Source organism: Variovorax glucosi, from assembly GCF_051216695.1.
Classification (GTDB): domain Bacteria; phylum Pseudomonadota; class Gammaproteobacteria; order Burkholderiales; family Burkholderiaceae_C; genus Variovorax.
In genome coordinates, this window is sequence record NZ_JBPJZE010000001.1 from 1,206,833 (window position 1) to 1,228,959 (window position 22,127).

General features: G+C 64.5%; 23 protein-coding genes. 5 read left to right on the forward strand and 18 right to left on the reverse strand.

The features are described from left to right. Positions 1-33: 33 nt before the first annotated feature. Positions 34-684, forward strand: coding sequence for an RnfABCDGE type electron transport complex subunit B (locus tag ACSFA3_RS05700; RefSeq protein ID WP_435504977.1), 651 nt, complete (start codon positions 34-36; stop codon positions 682-684). On the opposite strand, the gene ACSFA3_RS05705 is transcribed toward ACSFA3_RS05700, so the two are convergent. From ACSFA3_RS05705 to ACSFA3_RS05715, 3 genes are read right to left on the reverse strand one after another with little or no spacing between them, the layout of a single operon-like run. Further along, a complete protein-coding gene (locus ACSFA3_RS05705; RefSeq protein WP_435504402.1) occupies positions 681-1,193 on the reverse strand; it encodes a VOC family protein in 513 nt (170 codons plus the stop codon). The two genes, ACSFA3_RS05700 and ACSFA3_RS05705, sit on opposite strands and share 4 nt — an antisense overlap. After that, on the reverse strand, positions 1,190-2,221 hold the full coding sequence (gene bioB / locus ACSFA3_RS05710) for a biotin synthase BioB (RefSeq protein ID WP_435504403.1): 1,032 nt from the start codon (positions 2,219-2,221) through the stop codon (positions 1,190-1,192). The genes ACSFA3_RS05705 and bioB overlap by 4 nt, the downstream gene beginning before the upstream one ends. Beyond that, positions 2,221-4,269 carry an acetyl-CoA carboxylase biotin carboxylase subunit gene (locus tag ACSFA3_RS05715; protein ID WP_435504404.1) on the reverse strand — a complete coding sequence of 683 codons (2,049 nt, stop codon included), beginning with the start codon at positions 4,267-4,269 and terminating at the stop codon, positions 2,221-2,223. The genes bioB and ACSFA3_RS05715 overlap by 1 nt, the downstream gene beginning before the upstream one ends. Before the next feature lie 85 nt (positions 4,270-4,354). On the opposite strand from ACSFA3_RS05715, the gene ACSFA3_RS05720 reads away from it, so the two are divergent. Both ACSFA3_RS05720 and ACSFA3_RS05725 read left to right on the forward strand, forming a co-directional pair. After that, on the forward strand, positions 4,355-4,684 hold the full coding sequence (locus tag ACSFA3_RS05720) for a hypothetical protein (protein WP_435504405.1): 330 nt from the start codon (positions 4,355-4,357) through the stop codon (positions 4,682-4,684). Next, positions 4,681-5,028, forward strand: a complete 348-nt coding sequence (locus ACSFA3_RS05725) for a type II toxin-antitoxin system PemK/MazF family toxin (RefSeq protein WP_435504406.1) — start codon at positions 4,681-4,683, stop codon at positions 5,026-5,028. The genes ACSFA3_RS05720 and ACSFA3_RS05725 overlap by 4 nt, the downstream gene beginning before the upstream one ends. 19 nt (positions 5,029-5,047) lie before the next feature. On the opposite strand, the gene ACSFA3_RS05730 is transcribed toward ACSFA3_RS05725, so the two are convergent. The 5 genes from ACSFA3_RS05730 to scpA are packed head-to-tail and all read right to left on the reverse strand — an operon-like array spanning position 5,048 to position 10,578. Next, a complete protein-coding gene (locus ACSFA3_RS05730) occupies positions 5,048-6,580 on the reverse strand; it encodes an acyl-CoA carboxylase subunit beta (RefSeq protein ID WP_435504407.1) in 1,533 nt (510 codons plus the stop codon). A 9-nt stretch (positions 6,581-6,589) separates the two neighbouring features. Further along, positions 6,590-7,660: a methylmalonyl Co-A mutase-associated GTPase MeaB gene (gene meaB / locus ACSFA3_RS05735; RefSeq protein WP_435504408.1), complete on the reverse strand. Its 1,071-nt coding sequence runs from the start codon at positions 7,658-7,660 to the stop codon at positions 6,590-6,592. Next, positions 7,657-7,998, reverse strand: a complete 342-nt coding sequence (locus ACSFA3_RS05740; protein WP_435504409.1) for a nucleotidyltransferase domain-containing protein — start codon at positions 7,996-7,998, stop codon at positions 7,657-7,659. Before ACSFA3_RS05740 ends, meaB begins: the two co-directional genes overlap by 4 nt. Beyond that, complete coding sequence (locus ACSFA3_RS05745) at positions 7,991-8,407, reverse strand: nucleotidyltransferase substrate binding protein (RefSeq protein WP_435504410.1); 417 nt, start codon at positions 8,405-8,407, stop codon at positions 7,991-7,993. Before ACSFA3_RS05745 ends, ACSFA3_RS05740 begins: the two co-directional genes overlap by 8 nt. Beyond that, the gene (gene scpA / locus ACSFA3_RS05750) at positions 8,404-10,578 is read right to left on the reverse strand and encodes a methylmalonyl-CoA mutase (RefSeq protein ID WP_435504411.1); all 2,175 of its coding nucleotides are present in this window, start codon (positions 10,576-10,578) and stop codon (positions 8,404-8,406) included. The genes ACSFA3_RS05745 and scpA overlap by 4 nt, the downstream gene beginning before the upstream one ends. A gap of 127 nt (positions 10,579-10,705) precedes the next feature. Between scpA and ACSFA3_RS05755 the strand changes: the two genes are divergently transcribed. Then, positions 10,706-11,359 carry a GntR family transcriptional regulator gene (locus ACSFA3_RS05755; RefSeq protein ID WP_435504412.1) on the forward strand — a complete coding sequence of 218 codons (654 nt, stop codon included), beginning with the start codon at positions 10,706-10,708 and terminating at the stop codon, positions 11,357-11,359. Here ACSFA3_RS05755 and dusA read toward each other — a convergent pair. The 4 genes from dusA to ACSFA3_RS05775 form a co-directional block, all read right to left on the reverse strand. Next, positions 11,356-12,402 (reverse strand): tRNA dihydrouridine(20/20a) synthase DusA, encoded by a 1,047-nt coding sequence (dusA, locus tag ACSFA3_RS05760; RefSeq protein ID WP_435504413.1) that lies wholly within the window; start codon positions 12,400-12,402, stop codon positions 11,356-11,358. The two genes, ACSFA3_RS05755 and dusA, sit on opposite strands and share 4 nt — an antisense overlap. A 14-nt stretch (positions 12,403-12,416) precedes the next feature. After that, entirely contained in the window at positions 12,417-13,352 is a 936-nt protein-coding gene (locus ACSFA3_RS05765; protein WP_435504414.1) for a fatty acid desaturase, read from the reverse strand. A gap of 105 nt (positions 13,353-13,457) precedes the next feature. After that, positions 13,458-15,074, reverse strand: a complete 1,617-nt coding sequence (locus tag ACSFA3_RS05770) for a thiamine pyrophosphate-binding protein (protein ID WP_435504415.1) — start codon at positions 15,072-15,074, stop codon at positions 13,458-13,460. Then, positions 15,071-15,355 carry a hypothetical protein gene (locus tag ACSFA3_RS05775; RefSeq protein WP_435504416.1) on the reverse strand — a complete coding sequence of 95 codons (285 nt, stop codon included), beginning with the start codon at positions 15,353-15,355 and terminating at the stop codon, positions 15,071-15,073. Before ACSFA3_RS05775 ends, ACSFA3_RS05770 begins: the two co-directional genes overlap by 4 nt. A gap of 371 nt (positions 15,356-15,726) precedes the next feature. Between ACSFA3_RS05775 and ACSFA3_RS05780 the strand changes: the two genes are divergently transcribed. Next, entirely contained in the window at positions 15,727-16,440 is a 714-nt protein-coding gene (locus tag ACSFA3_RS05780; protein WP_435504417.1) for a DNA helicase, read from the forward strand. A 70-nt stretch (positions 16,441-16,510) separates the two neighbouring features. On the opposite strand, the gene ACSFA3_RS05785 is transcribed toward ACSFA3_RS05780, so the two are convergent. The 6 genes from ACSFA3_RS05785 to ACSFA3_RS05810 form a co-directional block, all read right to left on the reverse strand. Next, positions 16,511-18,361, reverse strand: coding sequence for a family 2A encapsulin nanocompartment cargo protein cysteine desulfurase (locus ACSFA3_RS05785; RefSeq protein ID WP_435504978.1), 1,851 nt, complete (start codon positions 18,359-18,361; stop codon positions 16,511-16,513). 83 nt (positions 18,362-18,444) lie between these two features. Further along, the gene (locus tag ACSFA3_RS05790) at positions 18,445-19,377 is read right to left on the reverse strand and encodes a family 2A encapsulin nanocompartment shell protein (RefSeq protein ID WP_435504418.1); all 933 of its coding nucleotides are present in this window, start codon (positions 19,375-19,377) and stop codon (positions 18,445-18,447) included. A 52-nt stretch (positions 19,378-19,429) separates the two neighbouring features. Then, on the reverse strand, positions 19,430-19,699 hold the full coding sequence (locus ACSFA3_RS05795; RefSeq protein ID WP_435504419.1) for a helix-turn-helix domain-containing protein: 270 nt from the start codon (positions 19,697-19,699) through the stop codon (positions 19,430-19,432). Beyond that, positions 19,696-20,682 (reverse strand): serine O-acetyltransferase EpsC, encoded by a 987-nt coding sequence (gene epsC / locus ACSFA3_RS05800; RefSeq protein WP_435504420.1) that lies wholly within the window; start codon positions 20,680-20,682, stop codon positions 19,696-19,698. The genes ACSFA3_RS05795 and epsC overlap by 4 nt, the downstream gene beginning before the upstream one ends. 2 nt (positions 20,683-20,684) lie before the next feature. Continuing rightward, positions 20,685-21,164 carry a rhodanese-like domain-containing protein gene (locus tag ACSFA3_RS05805; protein WP_435504421.1) on the reverse strand — a complete coding sequence of 160 codons (480 nt, stop codon included), beginning with the start codon at positions 21,162-21,164 and terminating at the stop codon, positions 20,685-20,687. Positions 21,165-21,297: 133 nt separating this feature from the next. Continuing rightward, a complete protein-coding gene (locus tag ACSFA3_RS05810; RefSeq protein ID WP_435504422.1) occupies positions 21,298-22,125 on the reverse strand; it encodes an HDOD domain-containing protein in 828 nt (275 codons plus the stop codon). Positions 22,126-22,127: the final 2 nt, after the last annotated feature.

Below are 22,127 nucleotides of genomic sequence, written 5' to 3' on the forward strand. Positions count from 1 at the left end.
ACGGCGCCCGCAGCACAGGCAGCGGGCCGGACCATGCTCGCGGCGCGCATCCACGATGCGCTGCCGCAGACACAGTGCACGCGCTGCGGCTATCCGGATTGCAAGGCGTACGCGGACGCGATCGCGCATGAGGGCGCGGCCATCAACCGCTGTCCACCGGGCGGCGTCGAAGGAATTGCCCGCCTGTCGACGCTGACCGGAAGCGCGGTCGAACCGCTGGACCCGTCATGCGGCACCGAGGGCCCGCGCCACATGGCGGTGATCGACGAAGCGTGGTGCATCGGATGCACCTTGTGTCTTGATGCCTGCCCGACCGATGCCATCCTCGGCATGAACAAGCGAATGCACACCGTGATCGAGCCGCATTGCACCGGTTGCGAACTGTGCATACCCGTGTGCCCGGTCGACTGCATCGCGCTGGAAGACGTGACGCCGGGACGAACCGGTTGGCAGGCGTGGTCGAAAGCGCAGGCGGATGCCGCGCTGGCACGCTACGCCGTTCATGCGCGACGTGCGAACGAACCGTCGCAACCCGTACAACCAGCGTCACCCGCAGATGCGGCGTCGAAGGAGCCGGATCCGGCGACGCAAACCGAAGCGACGACTACCGACGCAGCGGCCGATCGCAAGCGCACCATCGTTGCGGCAGCACTCGCGCGCGCGCGCAACGCAAGAAAACCCTAAGTCGAGGCCGGCGCGTCGGACGGCGACGCCGCAAACGTCGCGAAAGCCTTCACCACGACTTCAGGCGCCTGCACCAGCTCGATCAGCACGCCCTCCCCCGCGATAGGAAACTCTTCGTTCGCCTTCGGGTGCAGAAAGCAGATATCGAAGCCCGAGGCACCCCGGCGAATGCCGCCCGGCGCAAAACGCACGCCCCGTGCCGTCAACCATTCCACCGCCATCGGCAGGTCGTCGATCCACAGGCCGACGTGATTCAGCGGCGTCGTGTGAACGGCCGGCTTCTTCTCCGGGTCGAGCGGCTGCATCAGGTCGACCTCGACCTTGAACGGCCCGACGCCCATCGTGCAGATGTCCTCGTCGACGTTCTCTCGCTCGCTCTTGAAGGTGCCGGTCACTTCGAGCCCCAGCATGTCGACCCAGAGCGTCTGCAGGCGCAGCTTGTCGGTACCGCCGATGGCGATCTGCTGGATGCCGAGCACCTTGAACGGGCGATTGCCAGCTTCGGTCATGCCGTATCTCCTTGGGTCGTCGAAACCTGCCGTGCCTTCAGACCCAGCTTGCGCAGCAATTGCACATCCGCTTCCACGTCGGGATTGCCGGTGACCAGCAGCTTGTCGCCGTAGAAGATCGAATTCGCACCGGCCATGAAGCACAGTGCCTGCACCGCATCGCCGAGCTGCTGGCGTCCGGCCGAAAGACGCACGCGCGCGGTCGGCATGGTGATGCGCGCCACCGCGATCATGCGCACGAAGTCGAGCGGATCGACCGGCTCGGAATCCGCAAGCGGCGTGCCCGGCACCCGCACGAGGCTGTTGATCGGCACCGACTCCGGATACGGTGCCATGTTCGCCAGTTGCGCGATCAGCCCGGCACGATGCACCGGCGCCTCGCCCATGCCGACGATGCCGCCGCAGCAGACACTGATGCCGGCTGCGCGCACGCGGGCCAGCGTGTCAAGCCGGTCCTGGTAGGTACGCGTTCCGACGACATCGGCGTAGTACTCGGGTGCCGTGTCGAGGTTATGGTTGTAGTAGTCGAGGCCGGCTGCTTTCAGCTGCGTCGCATGGTGCGGCTCCAGCATGCCGAGCGTCGCGCAGGTCTGGAGGCCGAGCGCCTTCACCGCGCCGACGAGCACCGCCACCTTCTCGACATCGCGGTCCTTCGGCGCGCGCCAGGCGGCGCCCATGCAGAAGCGCGTAGCGCCGGCGTCCTTGGCGGCCTGCGCGGCGCGCACGACCTCGTCGACTTCCATCAGCTTCTGCGCTTTCACGCCGGTGTCGAATTCCGCGGCTTGCGGGCAGTAGCCGCAGTTTTCCGGGCAGCCTCCGGTCTTGACCGACAGCAACGTGGCCAGTTCGATATCGCCTTCCGGAAAATGCCGGCGATGCACCGTCTGCGCCTCGAACAGCAGTTCCATGAACGGCCTGTCGAGCAGCGCCTGAACCGCCGCCACCGACCAGGGACCGTCAACGGCAACACTGGCAGCCGGGAAATGCAGCGTCACGGCGTGTGCGCCGCTCATGTCGTTCGCGCCCATCAGACGAAATCCATAATGACCTGGTCGACCGCGAGCGATTCGCCCTTGGCCGCCGAAATCTTGCCGACCACGCCATCCTGCGTGGCGAACAGCACGTTTTCCATCTTCATCGCCTCAATCACGGCCAGCTTCTCGCCGGCCTGCACCTGCTGGCCGGGTTGTACGGACACCTCCACCAGCAGTCCCGGCATCGGCGACATAAGGAACTTGCTCAGGTCGGGCGGCGCCTTGTAAGGCATGAGCTTCTGCAGGCGTGCACCGAGCGGCGACAACACCATCGCCTCGATCTGCGTGCCGTTGTGCGACACGCGCAATGCCAGCGGGTTCTTGCCGACGCCGCGCTCCAGTTGCGCGACGAAGGGCCGGTCGTTGCAGATGCCCTCGATACGCGCGTTGCCGAGCGCGCCCTGGCTGCTGATCTGGTAGCTCTTGTCGCCGACCTGTACCGCGCTGGAGCCGGCCGAACCCTTGAAATCGGTGACCGAAACCGCCGTCTGGACATCAGCGCCGTTGGCTCCTAACGTCACGACGACGAATCGCTCACCGACCTTCACTCCGTGGCCGTTCAGCTGTCCGCTGATGCCCGACGCGCGCGCGCGATACCGGCGATTCATGTACGCAGCCAGCGCCACCAGAAAATCCGGATCGGCATGCGGCACGTCCTCGGCATGGAAACCCTGGCTGTAATGCTCGGCGATGAAGCCGGTGTTGAAATCGCCGGCCACGAATTTCGGATGCGCCAGCAGCGCAGCCTGGAACGGAATGTTGCTGCTGACGCCGCGGATCACGAAGCCATTCAGCGCCTCGCGCATCAGCGCGATGGCGTGGGCGCGGTCCTTGCCGTGCACGATCAGCTTCGCGATCATCGAGTCGTAGAACATCGGAATCTCGCCGCCGTCGTAGACGCCTGTGTCGACGCGCACGCCATACAGCTGCTCGGTGTCGGCCGAGAACATCGTCTCCTTCGGCGGCTGGAACTTCACCAGCCGGCCAGTCGACGGCAGGAAACTGCGGAACGGATCTTCGGCGTTGATCCGGCATTCGATCGCCCAGCCTTCGCGCTTGACTTCTGCCTGCGTCAGCGGCAACGGCTCGCCAGCCGCGACGCGAATCATCAGCTCGACCAGATCGAGCCCGGTGATGCATTCCGTCACCGGATGCTCCACCTGGAGCCGCGTATTCATCTCCAGGAAGTAGAAGCTCTGGTCCTTGCCGACCACGAACTCCACCGTGCCCGCGCTCTGGTATTTCACAGCCTTCGCCAGCTGCACCGCCTGCTCGCCCATCGCCTTGCGCGTCGCATCGCTGATGAAAGGCGACGGCGCTTCCTCGATCACCTTCTGGTGGCGGCGCTGTATCGAGCATTCGCGCTCGTTCAGATAGATGACGTTGCCCTGCGAATCGCCCAGCACCTGGATTTCGATGTGGCGCGGCTCGACGACAAACTTCTCGATGAAGACACGGTCGTCGCCGAATGAATTGCGTGCCTCGTTGCGGCACGCGGTGAAACCCTCGAAGGCTTCCTTGTCGTCGTGCGCGACGCGCAAGCCCTTGCCGCCGCCGCCGGCCGACGCCTTGATCATTACCGGATAGCCAATGTCCTTCGCGATCTCGACCGCGCGCTCGGCCGTCTCGATGGCCGCGTTCCAGCCGGGAATCGTGTTGACCTTGGCATCGTTCGCCAGCTTCTTCGATGCGATCTTGTCGCCCATCGCCGCGATCGAATAGTGCTTCGGCCCGATGAAGACGATGCCCTCTTCCTCGACCTTGCGGGCGAAGGCTTCGTTCTCCGACAGGAAGCCGTAGCCAGGGTGCACCGCCTCGGCACCTGTCGATTTGCACGCCGCGATGATGCGGTCGGCCTGCAGATAGCTGTCGCGGCTGGCCGATCCGCCGATGTGCACCGCCTCGTCGGCGAGCTCGACGTGACGGGCGTCCTTGTCGGCATCGGAATAGACGGCGACGGTGAGGATGCCCATCTTCTTCGCGGTCTTGATGACGCGGCAGGCGATTTCGCCTCGGTTGGCGATCAGAATTTTTTTAAACATGGAACGTCTCCGCGGATAACCCGCTGGTAAAAGTCTGGATGCTCATGCGAACTTCTATATCTTCGTAGCTTGATATCATCGAATCATGCAAACACATTCGACACCTCCACCGAAACAGGTTCTCCTCCGCCTGCCCGAAGATCTGGCGGCGCGCCTGAACCGTGCGGTGCCACCTCGCAAACGCAACAAGTTTCTGGTCGATCTGGTGCGACGGGAACTGGAGAAAGAAGATGCCGAATTGATTGCGGCATGCGAGGCAATGAACCGGATGGAAACTGCAAATCCGGGAATTCTTGCGGAGACCGACGATTGGCTGAACGCCGATCTGACCGGCACGGCGGACGACTGGGACACCGAATTCGATGCAGAGAAGTTCTCCCGCGAGGCAGCCATCGCCCAGGCTCGGCGCAAGTGACGATAGCCGAAGCCCTGTACAAGCGCGGCGACGTGTACTGGACCGAACTGGACCCGGTGCGCGGACACGAACAGTCTAAAACCCGACCGTGCGCCATCCTCTCCGACACCCTGATCAACCAGCGCCGGGGCACCGTGGTCGTCGTGCCGCTGACGACGACGCCGCAACGCGCGTTACCACCCATCCTGGTCGCCACGCCGTCGATGGGTGCTGAAGCCAAGGCACGCACCGAACACATCCGGTCAGTCGATAAATCGAGGCTCAAAGAATCGTTGGGGCGCTTGAGCGAGGAGGATCTGGCGTCGCTCGGGCTGGCGGTCGCCCGGATCCTGAAGCTGGCGTAGTCGGCGTAGATGGCCATGGTCACAGCGGAATGTTTCCGTGCTTGCGCCACGGGTTCTCGAGCTTCTTCTCGCGCAGCATGACCAGCGATCGGCAGATGCGCTTGCGCGTCTCGCTCGGCAGGATCACGTCGTCGATGTAGCCGCGCGTGCTCGCCACGTACGGATTGGCGAAACGCGCCTTGTATTCGGCCTCGCGCGCGGCAAGTTTTTCAGGATCGTTCTTGTCCTCGCGGAAGATGATCTCGACCGCGCCCTTCGCGCCCATCACCGCGATCTCCGCACGCGGCCAGGCCAGGTTGACGTCGCCGCGCAAGTGCTTGGATGCCATCACGTCGTAAGCGCCGCCGTAGGCCTTGCGGGTGATGACGGTGATCTTCGGCACGGTGCATTCGGCGTATGCGTACAGCAGTTTCGCGCCGTGCTTGATGATGCCGCCGTACTCCTGCGAGGTGCCGGGCATGAAGCCGGGAACGTCGACGAAGGTGACCACCGGAATGTTGAATGCATCGCAGAAGCGCACGAAGCGCGCCGCCTTGATCGACGACTTGATATCCAGGCAACCCGCCAGCACCAGCGGCTGGTTCGCGACGATGCCGACGCTCTGGCCTTCCATGCGCGCGAAGCCGATCAGGATGTTCTTCGCGTAATCGGGCTGCAGCTCGAAGAAGTCGCCGTCGTCGACCACCTTGGCGATCAGCTCCTTCATGTCGTAGGGCTTGTTGGCGTTCTCGGGTACCAGCGTGTCGAGCGACAGATCCGCGCGGTCGGCCGGATCGCCGCTCGGGCGCACCGGCGGTTTCTCTCGGTTGTTGAGCGGCAGGTAGTTGTAGAGGCGGCGCAGCATCATCAGCGCCTCGACGTCGTTCTCGAAAGCCATGTCGGCGACGCCGCTCTTAGTCGTGTGCGTGATCGCACCGCCGAGCTCTTCGGCCGTCACGTCTTCATGCGTGACGGTCTTCACGACTTCCGGGCCGGTCACGAACATGTACGAGCTGTCGCGCACCATGAAAATGAAGTCGGTCATGGCCGGCGAATACACCGCGCCGCCCGCGCACGGGCCCATGATCATGCTGATCTGCGGCACCACGCCGCTCGCCATCACGTTGCGCAGGAACACGTCGGCATAGCCGCCCAGCGACGCCACGCCTTCCTGGATGCGGGCGCCGCCCGAATCGTTCAGGCCGATGACCGGCGCGCCGACCTTCATCGCCTGGTCCATCACCTTGCAGATCTTCTCCGCATGCGCTTCGGAAAGCGCACCACCGAACACGGTGAAATCCTGGCTGAAGATGAAGACCAGCCGGCCGTTGATCATTCCGTAGCCGGTCACCACACCGTCGCCCGGAATCTTGTTGTCGGCCATGCCGAAGTCGGTCGAGCGATGCTCGACGAACATGTCCCACTCTTCGAAGGTGCCGTCGTCGAGCAGCAGCTCGATCCGCTCGCGCGCGGTGAGCTTGCCCTTCTTGTGCTGCGCATCGATGCGTTTCTGCCCGCCGCCGAGCCGCGCCTGGGCGCGTCGGTTTTCGAGTTGTTCGAGTATTTCTTTCATGGCGTTCGATCAGGAAGATGAATCGGAGGGGCTTGTGTAATTCTGTGCGGCGAGCAAATTTCGCGCGGCGGTGGATGCCGGAAGTCGACCGGCCGCGACTTGCGCAACGATTGTGGGCAGCATTTCGCGCACTTGCGGATGATGGCGAAAAGCCTGCTTCAGGCCGGCATCGATACGCTCCCACATCCACGAAAGCGCCTGCTTCTCGCGCCGCGTCTCGAGCTTGCCGTTGGCCAGCTGCAATTCGCGGAAACGCGTCACCGAAGTCCAGAACGCATCGACGCCGGTTCCGAGCAATGCGCTCAGTTGCATGACCTGCGGCTGCCAGAAGCGGATTTCGGCATCGGCCGAACCGGGCGCGGCATGCGCGGCTTTCATGGCCTCGGCATGCGCCGGATTGCCGTGATGTCCGAAGAGGCGCATCGCGGACGTGATCTGAGCCTGCGCGCGCGTGGCGGCATCGCGATCGATATCGGCCTTGTTGATGACCACGAGATCGGCGATTTCCATCACGCCTTTTTTTATGGCCTGCAGGTCGTCGCCGGCGTTGGGCAACTGCATCAGCACGAACATGTCCGTCATTCCAGCCACCGCAGTCTCGCTCTGCCCGACGCCGACCGTTTCGACGATCACGATGTCGTAGCCGGCCGCCTCGCACACCAGCATCGCCTCGCGCGTCTTCTCGGCCACGCCGCCGAGTGTGCCGCTCGACGGGCTGGGGCGGATGTAGGCGTTCTCGTTGACCGACAGCATCTCCATGCGCGTCTTGTCGCCGAGGATGGAGCCGCCGGAAACGGTCGACGAAGGGTCGATGGTGAGCACCGCCACGCGATGGCCCTGCTTGATCAGGAACAGCCCGAGCGTTTCGATGAAAGTCGACTTGCCGACACCAGGGACGCCGGAGATACCGAGGCGGAAGGATTTCCCGGTGTGGGGCAGCAGCGCGGTGAGCAGTTCGTCGGCCTGCGCGCGGTGATCGGCGCGGGTGGATTCGAGAAGGGTGATGGCCTTGGCGATGGCGCGGCGTTGCCGGGTGCCGTCGGACTGAAGGATCGAGGACAACATACCGACCTCGCTCATCGAGACGGCACGGCTTCGTACAACGGACGCCCGATCCGGTCGATGTGATCGCGCAAGGCCGGGTCTTCGATCTGGCTGTACAGCGAAAGATCGATCTTGTACGGAAGATCGAGTTCGTCGATCTCGCGATCGATCAAGAGCAGATCGTTCATCGTCAGGAGTTCGCCACGCAAAGTCATGTCGATATCGGAACCTGTCCGAAAGCGACCGACTGCACGCGAACCGTAGATGTCGGCACGCACCACCTCACGATGAGCGGACAGCACGGTCCTGAGCGCACGCAGGCTCGCACCGCTTAGCCCGAAATCGGTATCGGCGTCTGCGCCTGCGTCAGTCACTGCGCAACCCGTTCATGCGATCTGCGAACTGCTCGAACAACGCCGCGTACCGCTTGGTGATCCGCTCGACGAGCGACAGTGCCGTCGCGCGGTTGTAGGTATGCGAAGACTGATTCCGGCTCTGGACCATCTCCATCCAGGCTTCACCGTCAGCGACCAGTCCGACCGAGAAGGCCTGTCGCGTCGCGTCGCGCGAACCGGTGATCTGGCTCGCGCCTTGAAAGAAGAAATAGTCCTTCATCACGTTCCAGGCCAGTTCATGCGTGAACTCGAACGCCTGAATCATTCCCTGGTTCTCCAGCTCGGACAGCTCACGCGTTGCGGCGAGTTGCACGGCTGAGCGCAGTTGCGCGAGGGCTCGAACGTAGTTGTCCAGGCGCTGCTGCCAGCGAACATCCTCGCCCGTCATGCGACCGACGCTCCGCTGCCCACGGCCTTCCGAATCTGCTCGAGCACATCCTTCGCACTCGCCGGAATCGGCGTCCCGGGACCGTAGATGCCCTTCACGCCCGCCTCGTACAGCATCTCGTAATCGCCGCGCGGAATCACGCCGCCGACGAACACGATGATGTCGTCGGCGCCCTGCTTCTTCAGCTCTTCGATGATCGCGGGAACGAGAGTCTTATGGCCGGCCGCGAGCGTGCTCACGCCGACTGCATGCACGTCGTTCTCGATCGCCTGGCGCGCGCATTCCTCGGGCGTCTGGAACAGCGGGCCCATGTCGACGTCGAAACCGAGGTCGGCGAATGCGGTCGCGACGACTTTCGCGCCCCGATCGTGCCCGTCCTGCCCCAGCTTGGAAATCATCACGCGCGGACGGCGGCCCTGCTCTTCGGCGAAAGCGGCGATCTCGTGCTGCAGCGCTTCCCAGCCTTCAGCCGAGTCGTAGGCCGCCGCGTAGACGCCAGTAACTTTCTGCGTGTCGGCGCGATGGCGGCCGTAGACCTTTTCCAACGCGTCGCTGATCTCGCCGACCGTGGCGCGCAGGCGCACCGCGTCGATGCTCAGCGCCAGCAGATTGCCTTCGCCGCTTTCGGCCGCAGCGGTGAGCGCATCGAGCGCCACCTGAACAGCAGCGCCGTTGCGCGTTTCGCGAATCGTCTTCAGCTTGGCGATCTGCCCGTCGCGCACGCGCACGTTGTCGATGGAAAGGCTGTCGATCGCGTCTTCGGTCTTCAGCTTGTACTTGTTCACGCCGACGATCACGTCGCGGCCGGAATCGATGCGCGCCTGCTTGTCAGCGGCGGCGGCCTCAATCTTGAGCTTGGCCCAGCCGCTGTCGACCGCCTTTGTCATGCCGCCCATCGCCTCGACTTCTTCGATGATGGTCCACGCCGCATCGGCCATGTCCTGCGTCAGGCGCTCCATCATGTAGCTGCCGGCCCACGGATCGACGACGCTGGTGATGTGCGTTTCTTCCTGGATGATGAGCTGGGTGTTGCGCGCGATGCGCGAGCTGAATTCGGTCGGCAACGCGATGGCTTCATCGAGCGCATTGGTGTGCAGCGACTGCGTGCCGCCGAACACCGCGGCCATCGCCTCGATGGTCGTGCGCACGACGTTGTTGTACGGGTCCTGCTCGGTCAGCGACCAGCCGGAGGTCTGACAGTGCGTGCGCAGCATCAGGCTCTTCGGGTTCTGCGGGTCGAACTCCTTCATGATCCGGCACCACAGCAGACGCGCGGCGCGCATCTTCGCGACTTCGAGATAGAAGTTCATACCGATGGCCCAGAAGAAGCTCAGGCGTCCGGCGAAGCCGTCGACATCCAGGCCCTTGGCCAGGGCAGTCTTCACGTATTCCTTGCCGTCGGCCAGCGTGAAAGCCAGCTCAAGCGCCTGGTTGGCGCCGGCTTCCTGCATGTGATAACCGCTGATGCTGATCGAGTTGAACTTCGGCATCTTCTGCGCCGTGTATTCGATGATGTCGCCGATGATCCGCATGCTCGGCGCGGGCGGGAAGATGTAGGTGTTGCGGACCATGAACTCCTTGAGGATGTCGTTCTGGATGGTTCCGCTCAACTGCTCCTGCGATACGCCCTGTTCTTCGCCCGCCACGATGTAGCCGGCCAGCACCGGCAGCACGGCGCCGTTCATCGTCATCGAGACAGAGACCTTGTCGAGCGGGATTTGGTCGAACAGTATCTTCATGTCCTCGACCGAATCGATCGCCACGCCGGCCTTGCCGACGTCGCCGGTCACGCGCGGATGGTCGCTGTCGTAGCCGCGATGGGTCGCCAGGTCGAACGCGACCGACACGCCCTGCCCGCCCGCAGCAAGCGCCTTGCGGTAGAAGGCGTTCGATTCTTCCGCCGTGGAAAACCCGGCGTACTGGCGGATGGTCCACGGCCGAACCGCGTACATCGTGGCCTGCGGGCCGCGCAGGTAAGGCTCGAAGCCCGGCAGCGTGTCGGTGTACTTCAGACCCTGCAGATCGGCTGCGGTGTAGAGCGGCTTGACCGTGATGCCGTCCGGCGTGCGCCAGCTCAGCGCGTCGACGTTGCCGCCCGGCGCGGACTTGGCTGCAGCCTTGGTCCAGGCGGCGAGGTCGGCGGTCTTGAATGTCGGTTCGGGATGGCTCATGGCGCCCTCTGTTCGCAAATTCGCAGGATCGTGGCAGCGCGGCGTGTCGGAACAGGCCGCGATTTTTACCAGTTTAACCCGCCTGTAATTATTAATTCAATCCCATTTCTGAGGTAGATTCGCGCTCATGTCCGCTGTCACCCTCACTCCGCGCGCCCTTTACGAAGAAGTGGCCGAACTGCTTCGGCAGCGGATCTTCCAGCGCGCCCTGACGCCGGGCAGCTGGATCGACGAGATGAAGCTGGCGGAGGAGTACGGCATCAGCCGCACCCCCATGCGCGAGGCGCTGAAGGTCTTGGCGGCCGAGGGGCTGGTGACGATGAAAGTGCGCCGCGGTGCCTATGTGACGGAAGTGTCGGAGAAGGATCTGACCGACGTGTACCACCTGCTGTCATTGCTCGAAAGCGATGCAGCTGGCGTCGTCGCACAACGTGCCACCGATACCGAATTGCACGAGCTGAAGGCCTTGCAGGAAGAACTGGAGGCCGCCGCCGCGCCGGGCAAGGTCGATCGCGGGCATTTCTTCGAGGTCAACGAGCGCTTTCACATGCGCCTGCTTGCCATCGCCGACAACCGCTGGCGCGATCAGATGGTGGCCGATCTCCGCAAGGTCATGAAGCTCAACCGCCACAACTCCCTGCTGAAGGCCGGGCGCATCGGCGAATCGCTGACCGAGCATCGCGCCATCATGGCTGCTCTGCTGGCACGCGACTGCGAAGCGGCGACCGCCCGGATGCAGGACCACTTCAAGAGCGGTCTGGAGGCTGCGGTCGAAAGCTAGGCGGTTTCCTCGAGCCGGGCTTGATGTGCAGGCTCGTGAGCCAGCGCCATCACCGCATGCGGGTCGAGCCCCTTCAGCTTGTGGTCGCTCCACACCTGCCGCCAGCGGCGCGCACCCGGCAGGCCGTTGCGCAGACCGAGCATGTGGCGCGCGACGTTCGACCAGGGCGTGCCGTGTTCCGCAGCCTCGCGGACCATGTAGTCGCACATCTGCCGCTCGACGTCTTCCCGCGTGAGTCCGCTCGGCGCTGCGCCGAAGAACTCGGCATCCCATTCGGCAAGCCACCACGGGTTGTGATATGCCTCGCGCCCCACCATGACCCCGTCGAGCAGCCGCAGATGCTCATGCACCTGCGCGTTCTGCGTGATGCCGCCGTTGACGGAAAACGCCAGCGCCGGAAAGTCGTGCTTCAACCGATGCACCAGCGAGTAGCGCAACGGCGGTACTTCGCGGTTCTGTTTCGGCGACAGCCCCTGCAACCAGGCGTTGCGTGCGTGGACGATGAAAGTGCCGCAGCCCGCTTCACTCACCGTACCGACGAAATCGCGCACGAATTCGTAGCTTTCGACCTTGTCGATGCCGATGCGATGCTTGACCGTGACCGGCACGCTCACCACGTCGACCATCGCCTTCACGCCGTCCGCGACCAGCGCCGGCTCCGCCATCAGGCAGGCACCGAAAGCGCCGCGCTGAACGCGCTCGCTCGGACAACCGCAGTTGAGGTTGATCTCGTCGTAGCCCCATTCCTCGCCGAGCTTCGCGCAATGGGCTAGATCCGCAGGCTCGCTGCCGCCGAGTTGCAGCGCGACCGGATGTTCTTCGGCGTTGAAACGCAGGTGCCGCGGCACGTCGCCGTGGACGAGCGCACCGGTCGTGACCATCTCCGTGTAGAGCAGCGCGCGACGCGACATCAGCCGATGGAGGTATCGGCAGTGGCGATCCGTCCAGTCCATCATGGGTGCAACGGAAAGAGTTTTTTCTTTCAAGATCAACGGCTTATCCTTGACGTAGAGGTCCAGACGGGTTCGTCTGTAGTTTCTCATGTCAGGTCGTTACGCTACCACTGCGGATGGATCGGCCGGAAGACAGGCTTGAGCAGGTAGCGGCGCACGATTTCGCCGTAGCCCCGGTAGTAGAAGTTGCCGTTGGCTGTCAGCACGGCTGCACGATTGCGACGGAAGTGCCCTGGCAGCTCGTACCAGGGCATCGTCGGCGAGCGGTGATGCACGTGGTGGAGGTTGTTGTAGAGATAGAGCAGGCCGAAGAAGGCGTTGGACTCGACGATGGCCACGCGCGCATGCGGCGAGTTCTCCCAGCGGTGTTCGGTGAAAGACCGCAGCGCGCCCAGCATCATGCTCGGATAGACGAAACACAACAGGTACTCGACGAGGCGCATGTCGGCGACCTCGGTGACGAACCAGACGATCGGCGCCACGCTGGCCACGTGCGCGACCCAGACGAGCACATGCGAGAAATCACCTCTGATCGGCCTTGCGCACTCCGCGCGCAGGAAGCCGAAGATGCGTAGCAGCGGCCCGACCGTGAGCCGGAAGCCCAGGGTCTGGTCGGCCCCGATGACCGCCCGGCGCAGCGGACCGTAGGCTCGCCAAGCCGACGACGAGTGATAGACGCTCTCGGTGTCTTTTTCCGGATGCGTGAGATGAAAGTTGACGTGATGGCTGCTGTGGCTACGGTGGAACAGCGGATACGGCAGCCAGAGATTGAGAGGCGGCCATACCAACGCCCAGCGCAACCATCGCGGCAGCGGACGCAAGGCATGAATGGCCTCATGCTGCAAGGAAAAATGCAGCTGACCGAGGTAGCCGCCCAGCACGAAAAGCAGGATTCCCGGGACCAGCGCGTGCCAATAGACCAGGGCCGCCCAGGCTGCATGGATCAGCACGGCGAGAACCAGCGTCGGCGCCTCGCAGCGCTTCCACCATGTCGAACGCATCGGTGTGGTTTGCGAAAGTCTGGAGGCTGGCTTCGTCATGCGGCGGGTCCGATAGAGACCGTCATCTTGCTTCGCCGAGCTGCTGCCGCTTGCGCTCAAATCGCATGACGACATGCGGAAACCGATGATCGGCGCCGTCGATGGCTAGCGGCTGATCAGCGGTGCCGGCACGCCCTCGATCATCACGTTCAGGCACGCGGGCAAGCCACTGTCAAGTGCGCGGCGGATCGCCTGCGGGAGCGAGGCGGCATCGGTGACGCACTCGCCGTGCGCGCCGAAGGCCTGAGCGACTGCGTCGTAGCGCGTGGGAAGGAGTTCGCAGCCGGTCAGGTGCTCAGGCCCATAGTCGCGCAGCTGGATCTGGTACTCGGCATTCCAGCGCGCGTCGTTTCCGACCACGACGAGGAAAGGCAGGCCGTGGCGCACCGCGGTATCGAATTCGGCGATGTGGAAGCCGACGGTGCCGTCGCCCATCACCGCCACCACGGGCGCATCGGGCTGCGCAAGGCGTGCCGCCAGCGCGTACGGTAACCCAGCGCCGATCGATCCGGCCACGCCGTTGTTGACGCGATGCGGCGCGCGCAGGCAGGCCATCGCCCACTGACCGATCTCGCCGCCGTCGCAGACCAGGACCGCATCCGGATGGCTGTCGAGCACAGCCTGGAGCGGCCGCAGCATTTGCGCCGGATGCAGCCGGTCGGGCACCCGCGATACCGCACTGTCCCATGCCGGAGGCCGATACGCCACGGCATCGCGAGCTTCGGTCGACCAGACCGAATCCGATGCACCCCGTGCCGCACGGGTCAACGCACGCAGCGTCGATGCGGCGTCGGCCTGCGTGGTGAGCTGCAGCCGATCGCCCAGCGCGCGGCGGCTGCGCTCGATCTCGACGATGTCCGCATCGACCTGATGCACCTGCGTTGCCGCAGGAAAGGCCGTGCCGAACTTCAGCGTGAAGTCGAGCCGCTTGCCGACAAGCACGAGGCAGTCTGCGCGGGCGAGCAACTGCGCGAACGCGCCAAGGCTCGCATCGCCCACGCCGCGCGGGCTATCCATTCCGATCACCGGCACGCCGGTCGCCCTCTGCAGCGCGTCGGTCAGCAGCCGTCCGGCCTTCGTCATCGAGGAAGGGCCGACCAGGATCAGCGGTCGCTTCGCACCGGAGAGGCGGTCGACCAACTGCGCGGCGACGCCGTCGTCGAGGGGCATGGGCGCGTGCGCGAACGCGGCCGCCTCCGGAACACCGGCGGCAGTCACAGCGTCGAGCACGTCGCTCGGCAGGCTCAGGTGGACCGGTCCGGGCCGGCCCGACTTTGCGATGCGAATAGCCTTTGCCACATCGGCCGCTACATCATCGGCACTGACGCAAGTCCAGGCCGCCTTGCAGACCGGCGTGGCCATCTCGGCCTGCCGCATCTCCTGAAACGCGCCACGCCCGAGCTGGTCGGTCGGCGCGTGGCCGGACAGCAGCACGATCGGCGCTTCGGCCATCTGCGCGGTGTATAGCGCGGCGACCGCGTTGGCATGCCCCGGACCGCCGGTGACGAGCGCGATGCCGACCTCGCCGGTGATGCGCGCCCACGCATCGGCCATGTGCACCGTACTGGCTTCATGGCGGGTGTGGACGAGCTCGACGCCGGCGCCGAATGCGGCGTCGAACACCGACATGATGTGGTTGCCGGACAGCGTGAAGATGCGCTTCACGCGTGCGGCCTGGAGGGTCTGGATCAGCGCATCGGCGCCGCGGAAAGAACGGGTCATTCGGTCAGGGTACCGAGATTCAGGAGCCGGGCTGTCCGTACAGTGACGTCGTTCTCGGGATCATCGATGATCCTCTGCACAAGATCCGGCGCCAGCTTGGATTTCTGTACGCGGATGAAGATATCCGTAGCCAGCGCCTTGTCGGCGCTGATGAGCAGGGCGGCATGGGCAGCAAGACTGCCGAGCGCAAGGCTGAAGCCGGCTGCGAGGGCGATGGTACGGCGAGTGAACATTCTGGATGTCTTGAAGATTGTGTCGTTTGGAGGGTCGGTCTGGCTCATCTGTCGCGCCGTGCGGCGGACTCTACGAAACGCTGGCGGGAAAGCAAACGACAAAATTCGGCTTTGCTCATCCAGAAAGCTTCGAACGCACCGTGGCGCGCCGGAACGGTTACGGCGACCTCTTGTCGACGGGCGATCCAGGCGGGCGCGCTGCCGCCGGATCCATGTCGTCGAATGAGGTCCATCCGGCCGCATTCGACTTGGCCGGCGCATGTTGATGATCTATCATTCTGCTCAGGCCACCGCCCGGGCCACCCTCTCTCCACAGGGAAAGCACGTGACATGCAGGGCCGGGAAGTCCTGCAAACCAACTGTTCGAGCGCGACGCATGAGGAGGGATTGCGACGAGCGCTCGCAACAGAGGTCTGATCATGAAATTGTCCGTACCTGTCCATCGGCTGAAGCGACTGGCGAAGGAGCTTTCGCGTGGCGACAAGATTCCGTTGCACGCCGCGCTGGATCGAATCGCGCAAGAGGAAGGGTTCGCGACCTGGAGCTTGCTGGCTTCCCGGCTGTCTGGCCAGAGCCTCGGTATCGACCTGTTGGCTCGGCTCGAGCCGGGCGACCTTGTCCTCGTCGGGTCAAGACCCCATCAGGGCAAAACGATGAAGGCGCTCGAACTCGTCGTCCAGGCTGTGCAATCCGGCCAGCGAGGGTGGTTCTTCAGCCTAGAGTGGACGTTGCACGACCTCTTGCGCGGACTGGAGAAGATCGGCACCAGCGCGGCGGATCTGACCGAGCGGTTCGAATTCGACTGCACAGACGCCCTCTGCGCGAGATACATCATCGAGCGGCTCGCTGATGCACCGCGCGGCAGCGTCGTCGTCATCGACTACCTGCAACTGCTCGACCAGAAAAGAGAACATCCCGCGCTGGCCGTCCAGGTTCGCGCATTGAAGGATTTTGCGGACGATCGAGGACTTATCGTCGTCATGCTCTCGCAGATCGACCGCTCGTTCGACCCTGGCACCAGCGCTGTGCCGACGCTTGGTGACGTACGCTTGCCGAATCCTTTGGACCTGCTGATGTTCGACAAGGCATGTTTTCTTCACGACGGTGCCGTTGAGGTGCTCGCGGTCAGCTGACGGCGTCGGCTGCGTCGACAGTACACAGCACACAGCCCACAGCCAACAGCCGCGGCAGGCCTGCAAACATCTACACCCGCCGCTGCCCCGCCAACTTCCGCACCACTCTCACCAACAGATCGATCTCATCGAACGTGTTGTAGAACGCCAGCGAAGGCCGCACCGTCGTCTCCACTCCAAAGCGCCGCAGGATCGGCTGCGCACAGTGATGCCCCGTGCGCACCGCGATGCCTTCGTCGTTGAGCGCATGCCCCACTTCTTCCGTCGTGTAGCCGTCCAGCACGAACGACATCACGCTGGCCTTGTCGGCAGCGGTGCCGATCAACCGCACGCCGGGCACCGTCCGCAGCTGCTGCATGCCGTACACCAGCAACTCATGCTCGTAGCGCGCGATGTTCTCGATGCCGACCCTGTTCACGTAGTCGATCGCAGCGCCCAAACCGACCGCATCCGCGATGTTGCCGGTACCGGCCTCGAACTTGTTCGGGATCGGCTGGAACACCGTCTTCTCGAAAGTCACGTCGGCGATCATGTTGCCGCCGCCCTGCCACGGCGGCATGTCTTCCAGCACTTCACGCTTACCCCACACCACTCCGATGCCGGTCGGCCCGAAGACCTTGTGGCCGGAGAAGACGAAGAAGTCCGCGCCGATGTCCTGCACGTCGACCCGCATGTGCGAAACCGACTGCGCGCCGTCGACCAGCGCAACGGCGCCCGCGCGGTGCGCGAGTTCGACGATCTCCTTCACCGGCACGACAGTGCCCAGCGCGTTCGAAACCTGCGTGACGGCGACGATCTTCGTTCGGTCGTTCAGCAGCTTGCGGTATTCGTCGAGCAGCACCTGGCCCGAGTCGTCGACCGGTATCACGCGCAGCTTCGCGCCCTTGGCGGAAGCGAGTTGCTGCCACGGCACGATGTTGGCGTGGTGTTCGAGGTTGCTGACGATGATCTCGTCGCCCTCGCCCACGTGCTGGCCGCCCCAGCTCTTGGCCACCAGATTGATGGCCTCGGTGGTGCCGCGCACGAAGATGACCTCGTTCACGTCCGGTGCATTGATGAACTTGCGTACACGCTCGCGCGCGCCCTCGTACGCATCGGTCGCGCGCGCGGCGAGTTCGTGCGCGGCGCGATGGATGTTCGAGTTCTCGTGTTCGTAGAAATGCGCGATGCGGTCGATGACCGACTGCGGCTTGTGCGTGGTGGCTGCGTTGTCGAACCAGACCAGTTGCCGGCCGTTGACGCGCTCCTTCAGGATCGGGAAATCGCGCCGAACGGCATGCACGTCGAACGGCTGGCGCTGGCCTTCGGTGGCTTTCGGCACATCGCCTCTGGAATCGCCGTGCGGTGCGGCCTTGGCCGGTGTGACGTAGCCGCTGGGCAGCCGTACCGCATCGACAAAGTAGTACTGCGGCACGGCGGACGGCGCGGGTGGCCGCTGACTCCCTCGCCCCTCCGGGGAGAGGGTCGGGGTGAGGGGCTGCTGCCGTGGAAACGACGCAGATGGCGATGGCTGACCGTAGCTGTCGCCCAGAAAATAGAACGGAGAAGCACCGGCGGCAGGATGCCCGCTCGCCTGATGCGGCGTTGCCGCATGCGCTTCGGGCGCGCTCAGCACTGCACCGCCGAGCCGCGGCTCATAGGCCGGCACTGCACCGTACAGGGTTTCCGGCACGCCGTTGCCGGCCACCGCATGCGGCGCCAGCGAAGGCGCGCGGTTACCCAGCGACAGCACCTGCGTCGGCGAAGCCGGAATCAGGTTGGTGCCCGGCACCTGGCCTTGCGGTATCGGGGTTCCCGGCACGCTCGGGCCGAAGCCGGCCGGGCTGACCAGCGGCGATCCCGCTGGCGCGAGCTGCGACGGCGCCTGCACGCCGAGCGGCACCGACTGCCCCGGCAACGCAGCGAAGAGCTGCGTCGCCATGCGCGCGAGAACGGCCGGATCGAACGGCGCCTCGGTCTGCGAAGGCGGAGAAAGATTCGAGAGAGACGTGCTCACCGCGCGCCTTACTTGTAGGTGTCCGGATAGTCGTGGTACTTGCCGATCTCGACAGCGTCGAGCACGGCCAGCGCGTCGGAAGTCAGCACCGCGACCGAGCAGTACAGCGAGATCAGATAGGACGAGATGGCATGGTTGTTGATGCCCATGAAGCGCACCGAAAGTCCCGGGCTCTGTTCGCCGGTCAACCCGGGCTGGAACAGGCCGATCACGCCCTGGCGCTTGTCGCCCACGCGCAGCAGCAGGATCTTGCTCTTGCCGTCGGCCACCGGCACCTTGTTCGACGGGATCAGCGGGATGCCGCGCCAGGTGATGAACTGCGAACCGAACAGGCTGACGGTCGGTGGCGGCGTGCCGCGGCGCGTGGCTTCGCGGCCGAAAGCGGCGATGGCGAGCGGATGCGTGAGGAAAAAGGCGGGCTCTTTCCAGACCTTGGTCAGCAGCTCGTCGAGATCGTCGGGCGTCGGTGCGCCGGTCAGCGGAAAGATGCGCTGTTCGTCGGTCACCTGCGACAGCAGGCCGTAGTCGGGGTTGTTGATGAGCTCGCTTTCCTGATTCTCCTTGATCGTCTCGATCGTCAGGCGCAGCTGTTCCTTGATCTGGTCGTGTGGGCTGCTGTACAGGTCGGAGATGCGGGTGTGCACGTCGAGCACCGTGCTCACGGCGTTCAGGTTGTATTCGCGCGGATGGTCTTCGTAGTCGACCCAGGTGCGCGGCAGCTGGTTCTCGCTCTCCTTGGCCGTGCACACCACCTGGATCGACTCCGGATTGCGGACCTTGTTGAGGCGGTAGATGCCGGCTTCGACAGGAACCCACTGCAGCAGGTGCGTGAGCCAGCGCGGGGTGATGGTCTCGAGTTGCGGAACGCTCTTCGTGGCGTTGGCTAGCTGGCGTGCGGCGTTGTCGCCAAGGGCGGTGGTGCCACCGACTGTTGCGGTCATTGAAAGACTCCGTGAAATAGTGCCGAAAGTGTCCCGGCGTTCGGGTTTTCCCTCAACGGGCTATAGCCGCCAAACTGATGAGCTGTCCCGCGCGCTGTTCGCGAATTTGCTGGCAGAGGTCGAGCAAGGTCGCGACGTCGACCTGCAGCGCAAGCGCGAGCTTTTCGGCCGTCACGATCGACGCGATGACGCGCCCTCTCTCGATCTCGCCGACATAGGAACGGTCGAGATCGGAGAGTTCCGCCAGCTGGCCCTGCGACCAGCCGTTCTGGGTCCGTAGCTGACGCACGGCAACGCCGAAGCGCTCGACCAGCGCAGTCACGAGACGGAGGCCGCCCGGGAACCGGACGTCGACACGGGCGGCAGGGTCTTAGGCAACTCCTCCGCTACTGCAGCTACTGCAGCCGCCACTGCCGCGTTCTGCGGTCCGGCCTGCGTGACGTTGGCTCCGGCCGGTACGTCCGACGTCAGCCACACATTGCCGCCGATGACGGCGCCGCGCCCGATCGTGACGCGCCCCAGGATCGTCGCGCCCGCGTAGACCACGACGTCGTCCTCCACCACCGGATGGCGTGGCAGCCCTTTCTGGAGCAAGCCATGCGCGTCGACCGGAAAGCGCTTGGCGCCGAGCGTCACCGCCTGATAGAGCCGCACGCGCTGGCCGATGACGGCGGTCTCGCCGATCACGACGCCCGTGCCGTGGTCGATGAAGAAGCCGCTGCCGATCTGCGCACCGGGGTGGATGTCGATGCCGGTCTGGCCATGCGCCTGTTCGGCCACGATGCGCGCGATCAACGGCAACTGAAGCTTGTACAGCTGGTGTGCCAGGCGGTGATAGATCATCGCCAGCACGCCCGGATAGCACAGCAGCACTTCGTCGACGCTGTGCGCGGCCGGGTCGCCCTGGTAGGCCGCGATCACGTCGCTGTCGAGCAGCCGGCGGATGCCCGGCAAGGCATTGCCGAAAGCATGCACGGCTTCGCGCGCCTGCGTTTCGATCTCTTCAGGATCGCGCTGCGAGTGCCGTTCGACGTACCGGAGTTCGAGCCGGGCCTGTGCGAGAAGCACGTGAAGAGCGCCGTCCAACGCATGCGCGACGTAGAAATCCTCGCCATCGTGGCGCAGGTCCGACGGCCCGAGCCGCATGGGAAACAGCGCGCCCTTGATCTGTTCGATCAGAGTGGAAAGCGTGTCGCGCGACGGAAACTCGCGCCCGGCCGGCTCGCGGGGGCGTTTCTGCATTTCGCGCCACTCGCCCCGCGCCTCGCGCAGCGACGCAACCACATGTTCGACGTCGAACCGCACCGTTAATCCTGGATCCACGGCAAGCCATGAAAACGCCAGCCGTCGCCGACACCGCGATGCTGTTCGGCGTCGATTTCGCCTTCGAATCCTTCGAACACATTGAAGACGTGACTGAATCCGGCTTTTGCCGCGGCTTCGGCTGCAAGTGCCGAACGTTTGCCGCTGCGGCACAGCAGGAGCGCGACCGCTTCCTTGCCGCCGACTGCGGCTAGCTTCGCTTCGAGTTCGCGCACGAAGCGGGGATTGCGTGTGAGCGCGGTGCCGGTGGCCCAGGGCACGTGAACGCTGTCGGGCACGTGTCCGACGAATTTGCGCTCCTCTCCCGATCGCACGTCGACCAACTGCGCTTCACCCCGACTGACGAGCTCCCAGGCCGATCTCGGCGAAACGCCGCCGGCATAGGCGAGGTTGTGCCGTTCCGCAGCGGCGCGGGCTTCTGCGAGCGCTGCAGGCAGCTCGATGGTTTCGACTTCCGATGACATGACGATGGCTCCGTGCAATGGCGAGGTTCCACTCTAGGCGGCGGCGCAGCATCGGCAAACGACTCAAAAGGCAGGTCTAAAGAACCAATTCATCTGTGCGCGGGCCCTTTCAAGCGTTCTTCGAGCTTTCTGCTCACAACGGCATCGACAGCGACTGCAGCTCACCGAAATCTGTACCGAACTTTTCGCTCGACAGGTATTCCTCCAGATCGAGAACCGCGACCAGCGCCACATCGACGCGGGCTATCGCTTGCTCCACCGTTTCGCCTGCCGCGACCGAGGCCGCGACGCTGCACGCGAGCTGCACCACACGTCCCAGGCGCGGTGCGGCGGCGCTCATGGGTTCCAGCGAATGCCGCAACGCATCGACCACTTCGGGGGGAAGGCCCAGCCGGCTGACCCAGATGGCGCTCACGACCGGGTGCGACACGCCGAACGCCTGCTGCTCAACGGCGGCGAGATCGGGTCCCCAGATGAGCCGATAGCCGGGCATCGCCTTTTGCGCCTGCTCCGGCCGGCACTGGCAGAGGATCAGATGGCCGATACCCTGCAGCAATCCTGCGCAGTAAGCCATTTCTCCGTCGACGCCCAGGCGCACGGCGATCTGCCGGGCGGCAGAGGCGCTGATCGCCGAAACCATCCAGAACTGCCGCAGGTTCACCGCAGGCACGGCGACAAAGGCAGCCATGGCGCCGCTGGCGATCAGCAGCGTCTGCAACGAATTCAGGCCGACCGTCGATACCGCGTCGTAGATCGAGGAAAGCGACCGCCGTCCGCCGAAGAACGAGGAATTCGCCAGTCGCAGCACGCGGGAACTGAGTACCGGGTCCTTTTCGATCTCTTGCGTCACTTCCGCGAGATTGGCGTCGGGCTCCCGGATGACGGCCAGCACCCGCTGCACCACGCGCGGCACCATGGGAAGTTCGATCTGCCCGGAGAGGACGTCCTGAATGAAATACATCG

Coding starts and splice junctions, on each gene's coding strand:
- bioB (WP_435504403.1), bottom strand. CDS start 2,221: ATGGGCGCGAACGACATGAGCGGCGCACACGCCGTGACGCTGCATTTC.
- ACSFA3_RS05705 (WP_435504402.1), bottom strand. CDS start 1,193: ATGACCGAAGCTGGCAATCGCCCGTTCAAGGTGCTCGGCATCCAGCAG.
- ACSFA3_RS05785 (WP_435504978.1), bottom strand. CDS start 18,361: ATGGCGACGCAGCTCTTCGCTGCGTTGCCGGGGCAGTCGGTGCCGCTC.
- ACSFA3_RS05810 (WP_435504422.1), bottom strand. CDS start 22,125: ATGTATTTCATTCAGGACGTCCTCTCCGGGCAGATCGAACTTCCCATG.
- ACSFA3_RS05745 (WP_435504410.1), bottom strand. CDS start 8,407: ATGACGGGCGAGGATGTTCGCTGGCAGCAGCGCCTGGACAACTACGTT.
- ACSFA3_RS05715 (WP_435504404.1), bottom strand. CDS start 4,269: ATGTTTAAAAAAATTCTGATCGCCAACCGAGGCGAAATCGCCTGCCGC.
- ACSFA3_RS05775 (WP_435504416.1), bottom strand. CDS start 15,355: ATGAGCCAGACCGACCCTCCAAACGACACAATCTTCAAGACATCCAGA.
- ACSFA3_RS05720 (WP_435504405.1), top strand. CDS start 4,355: ATGCAAACACATTCGACACCTCCACCGAAACAGGTTCTCCTCCGCCTG.
- ACSFA3_RS05780 (WP_435504417.1), top strand. CDS start 15,727: ATGAAATTGTCCGTACCTGTCCATCGGCTGAAGCGACTGGCGAAGGAG.
- ACSFA3_RS05765 (WP_435504414.1), bottom strand. CDS start 13,352: ATGACGAAGCCAGCCTCCAGACTTTCGCAAACCACACCGATGCGTTCG.
- scpA (WP_435504411.1), bottom strand. CDS start 10,578: ATGAGCCATCCCGAACCGACATTCAAGACCGCCGACCTCGCCGCCTGG.
- ACSFA3_RS05730 (WP_435504407.1), bottom strand. CDS start 6,580: ATGAAAGAAATACTCGAACAACTCGAAAACCGACGCGCCCAGGCGCGG.
- dusA (WP_435504413.1), bottom strand. CDS start 12,402: ATGAGAAACTACAGACGAACCCGTCTGGACCTCTACGTCAAGGATAAG.
- ACSFA3_RS05700 (WP_435504977.1), top strand. CDS start 34: ATGCTCGCGGCGCGCATCCACGATGCGCTGCCGCAGACACAGTGCACG.
- ACSFA3_RS05790 (WP_435504418.1), bottom strand. CDS start 19,377: ATGACCGCAACAGTCGGTGGCACCACCGCCCTTGGCGACAACGCCGCA.
- meaB (WP_435504408.1), bottom strand. CDS start 7,660: ATGAGCGAGGTCGGTATGTTGTCCTCGATCCTTCAGTCCGACGGCACC.
- ACSFA3_RS05770 (WP_435504415.1), bottom strand. CDS start 15,074: ATGACCCGTTCTTTCCGCGGCGCCGATGCGCTGATCCAGACCCTCCAG.
- ACSFA3_RS05805 (WP_435504421.1), bottom strand. CDS start 21,164: ATGTCATCGGAAGTCGAAACCATCGAGCTGCCTGCAGCGCTCGCAGAA.
- ACSFA3_RS05755 (WP_435504412.1), top strand. CDS start 10,706: ATGTCCGCTGTCACCCTCACTCCGCGCGCCCTTTACGAAGAAGTGGCC.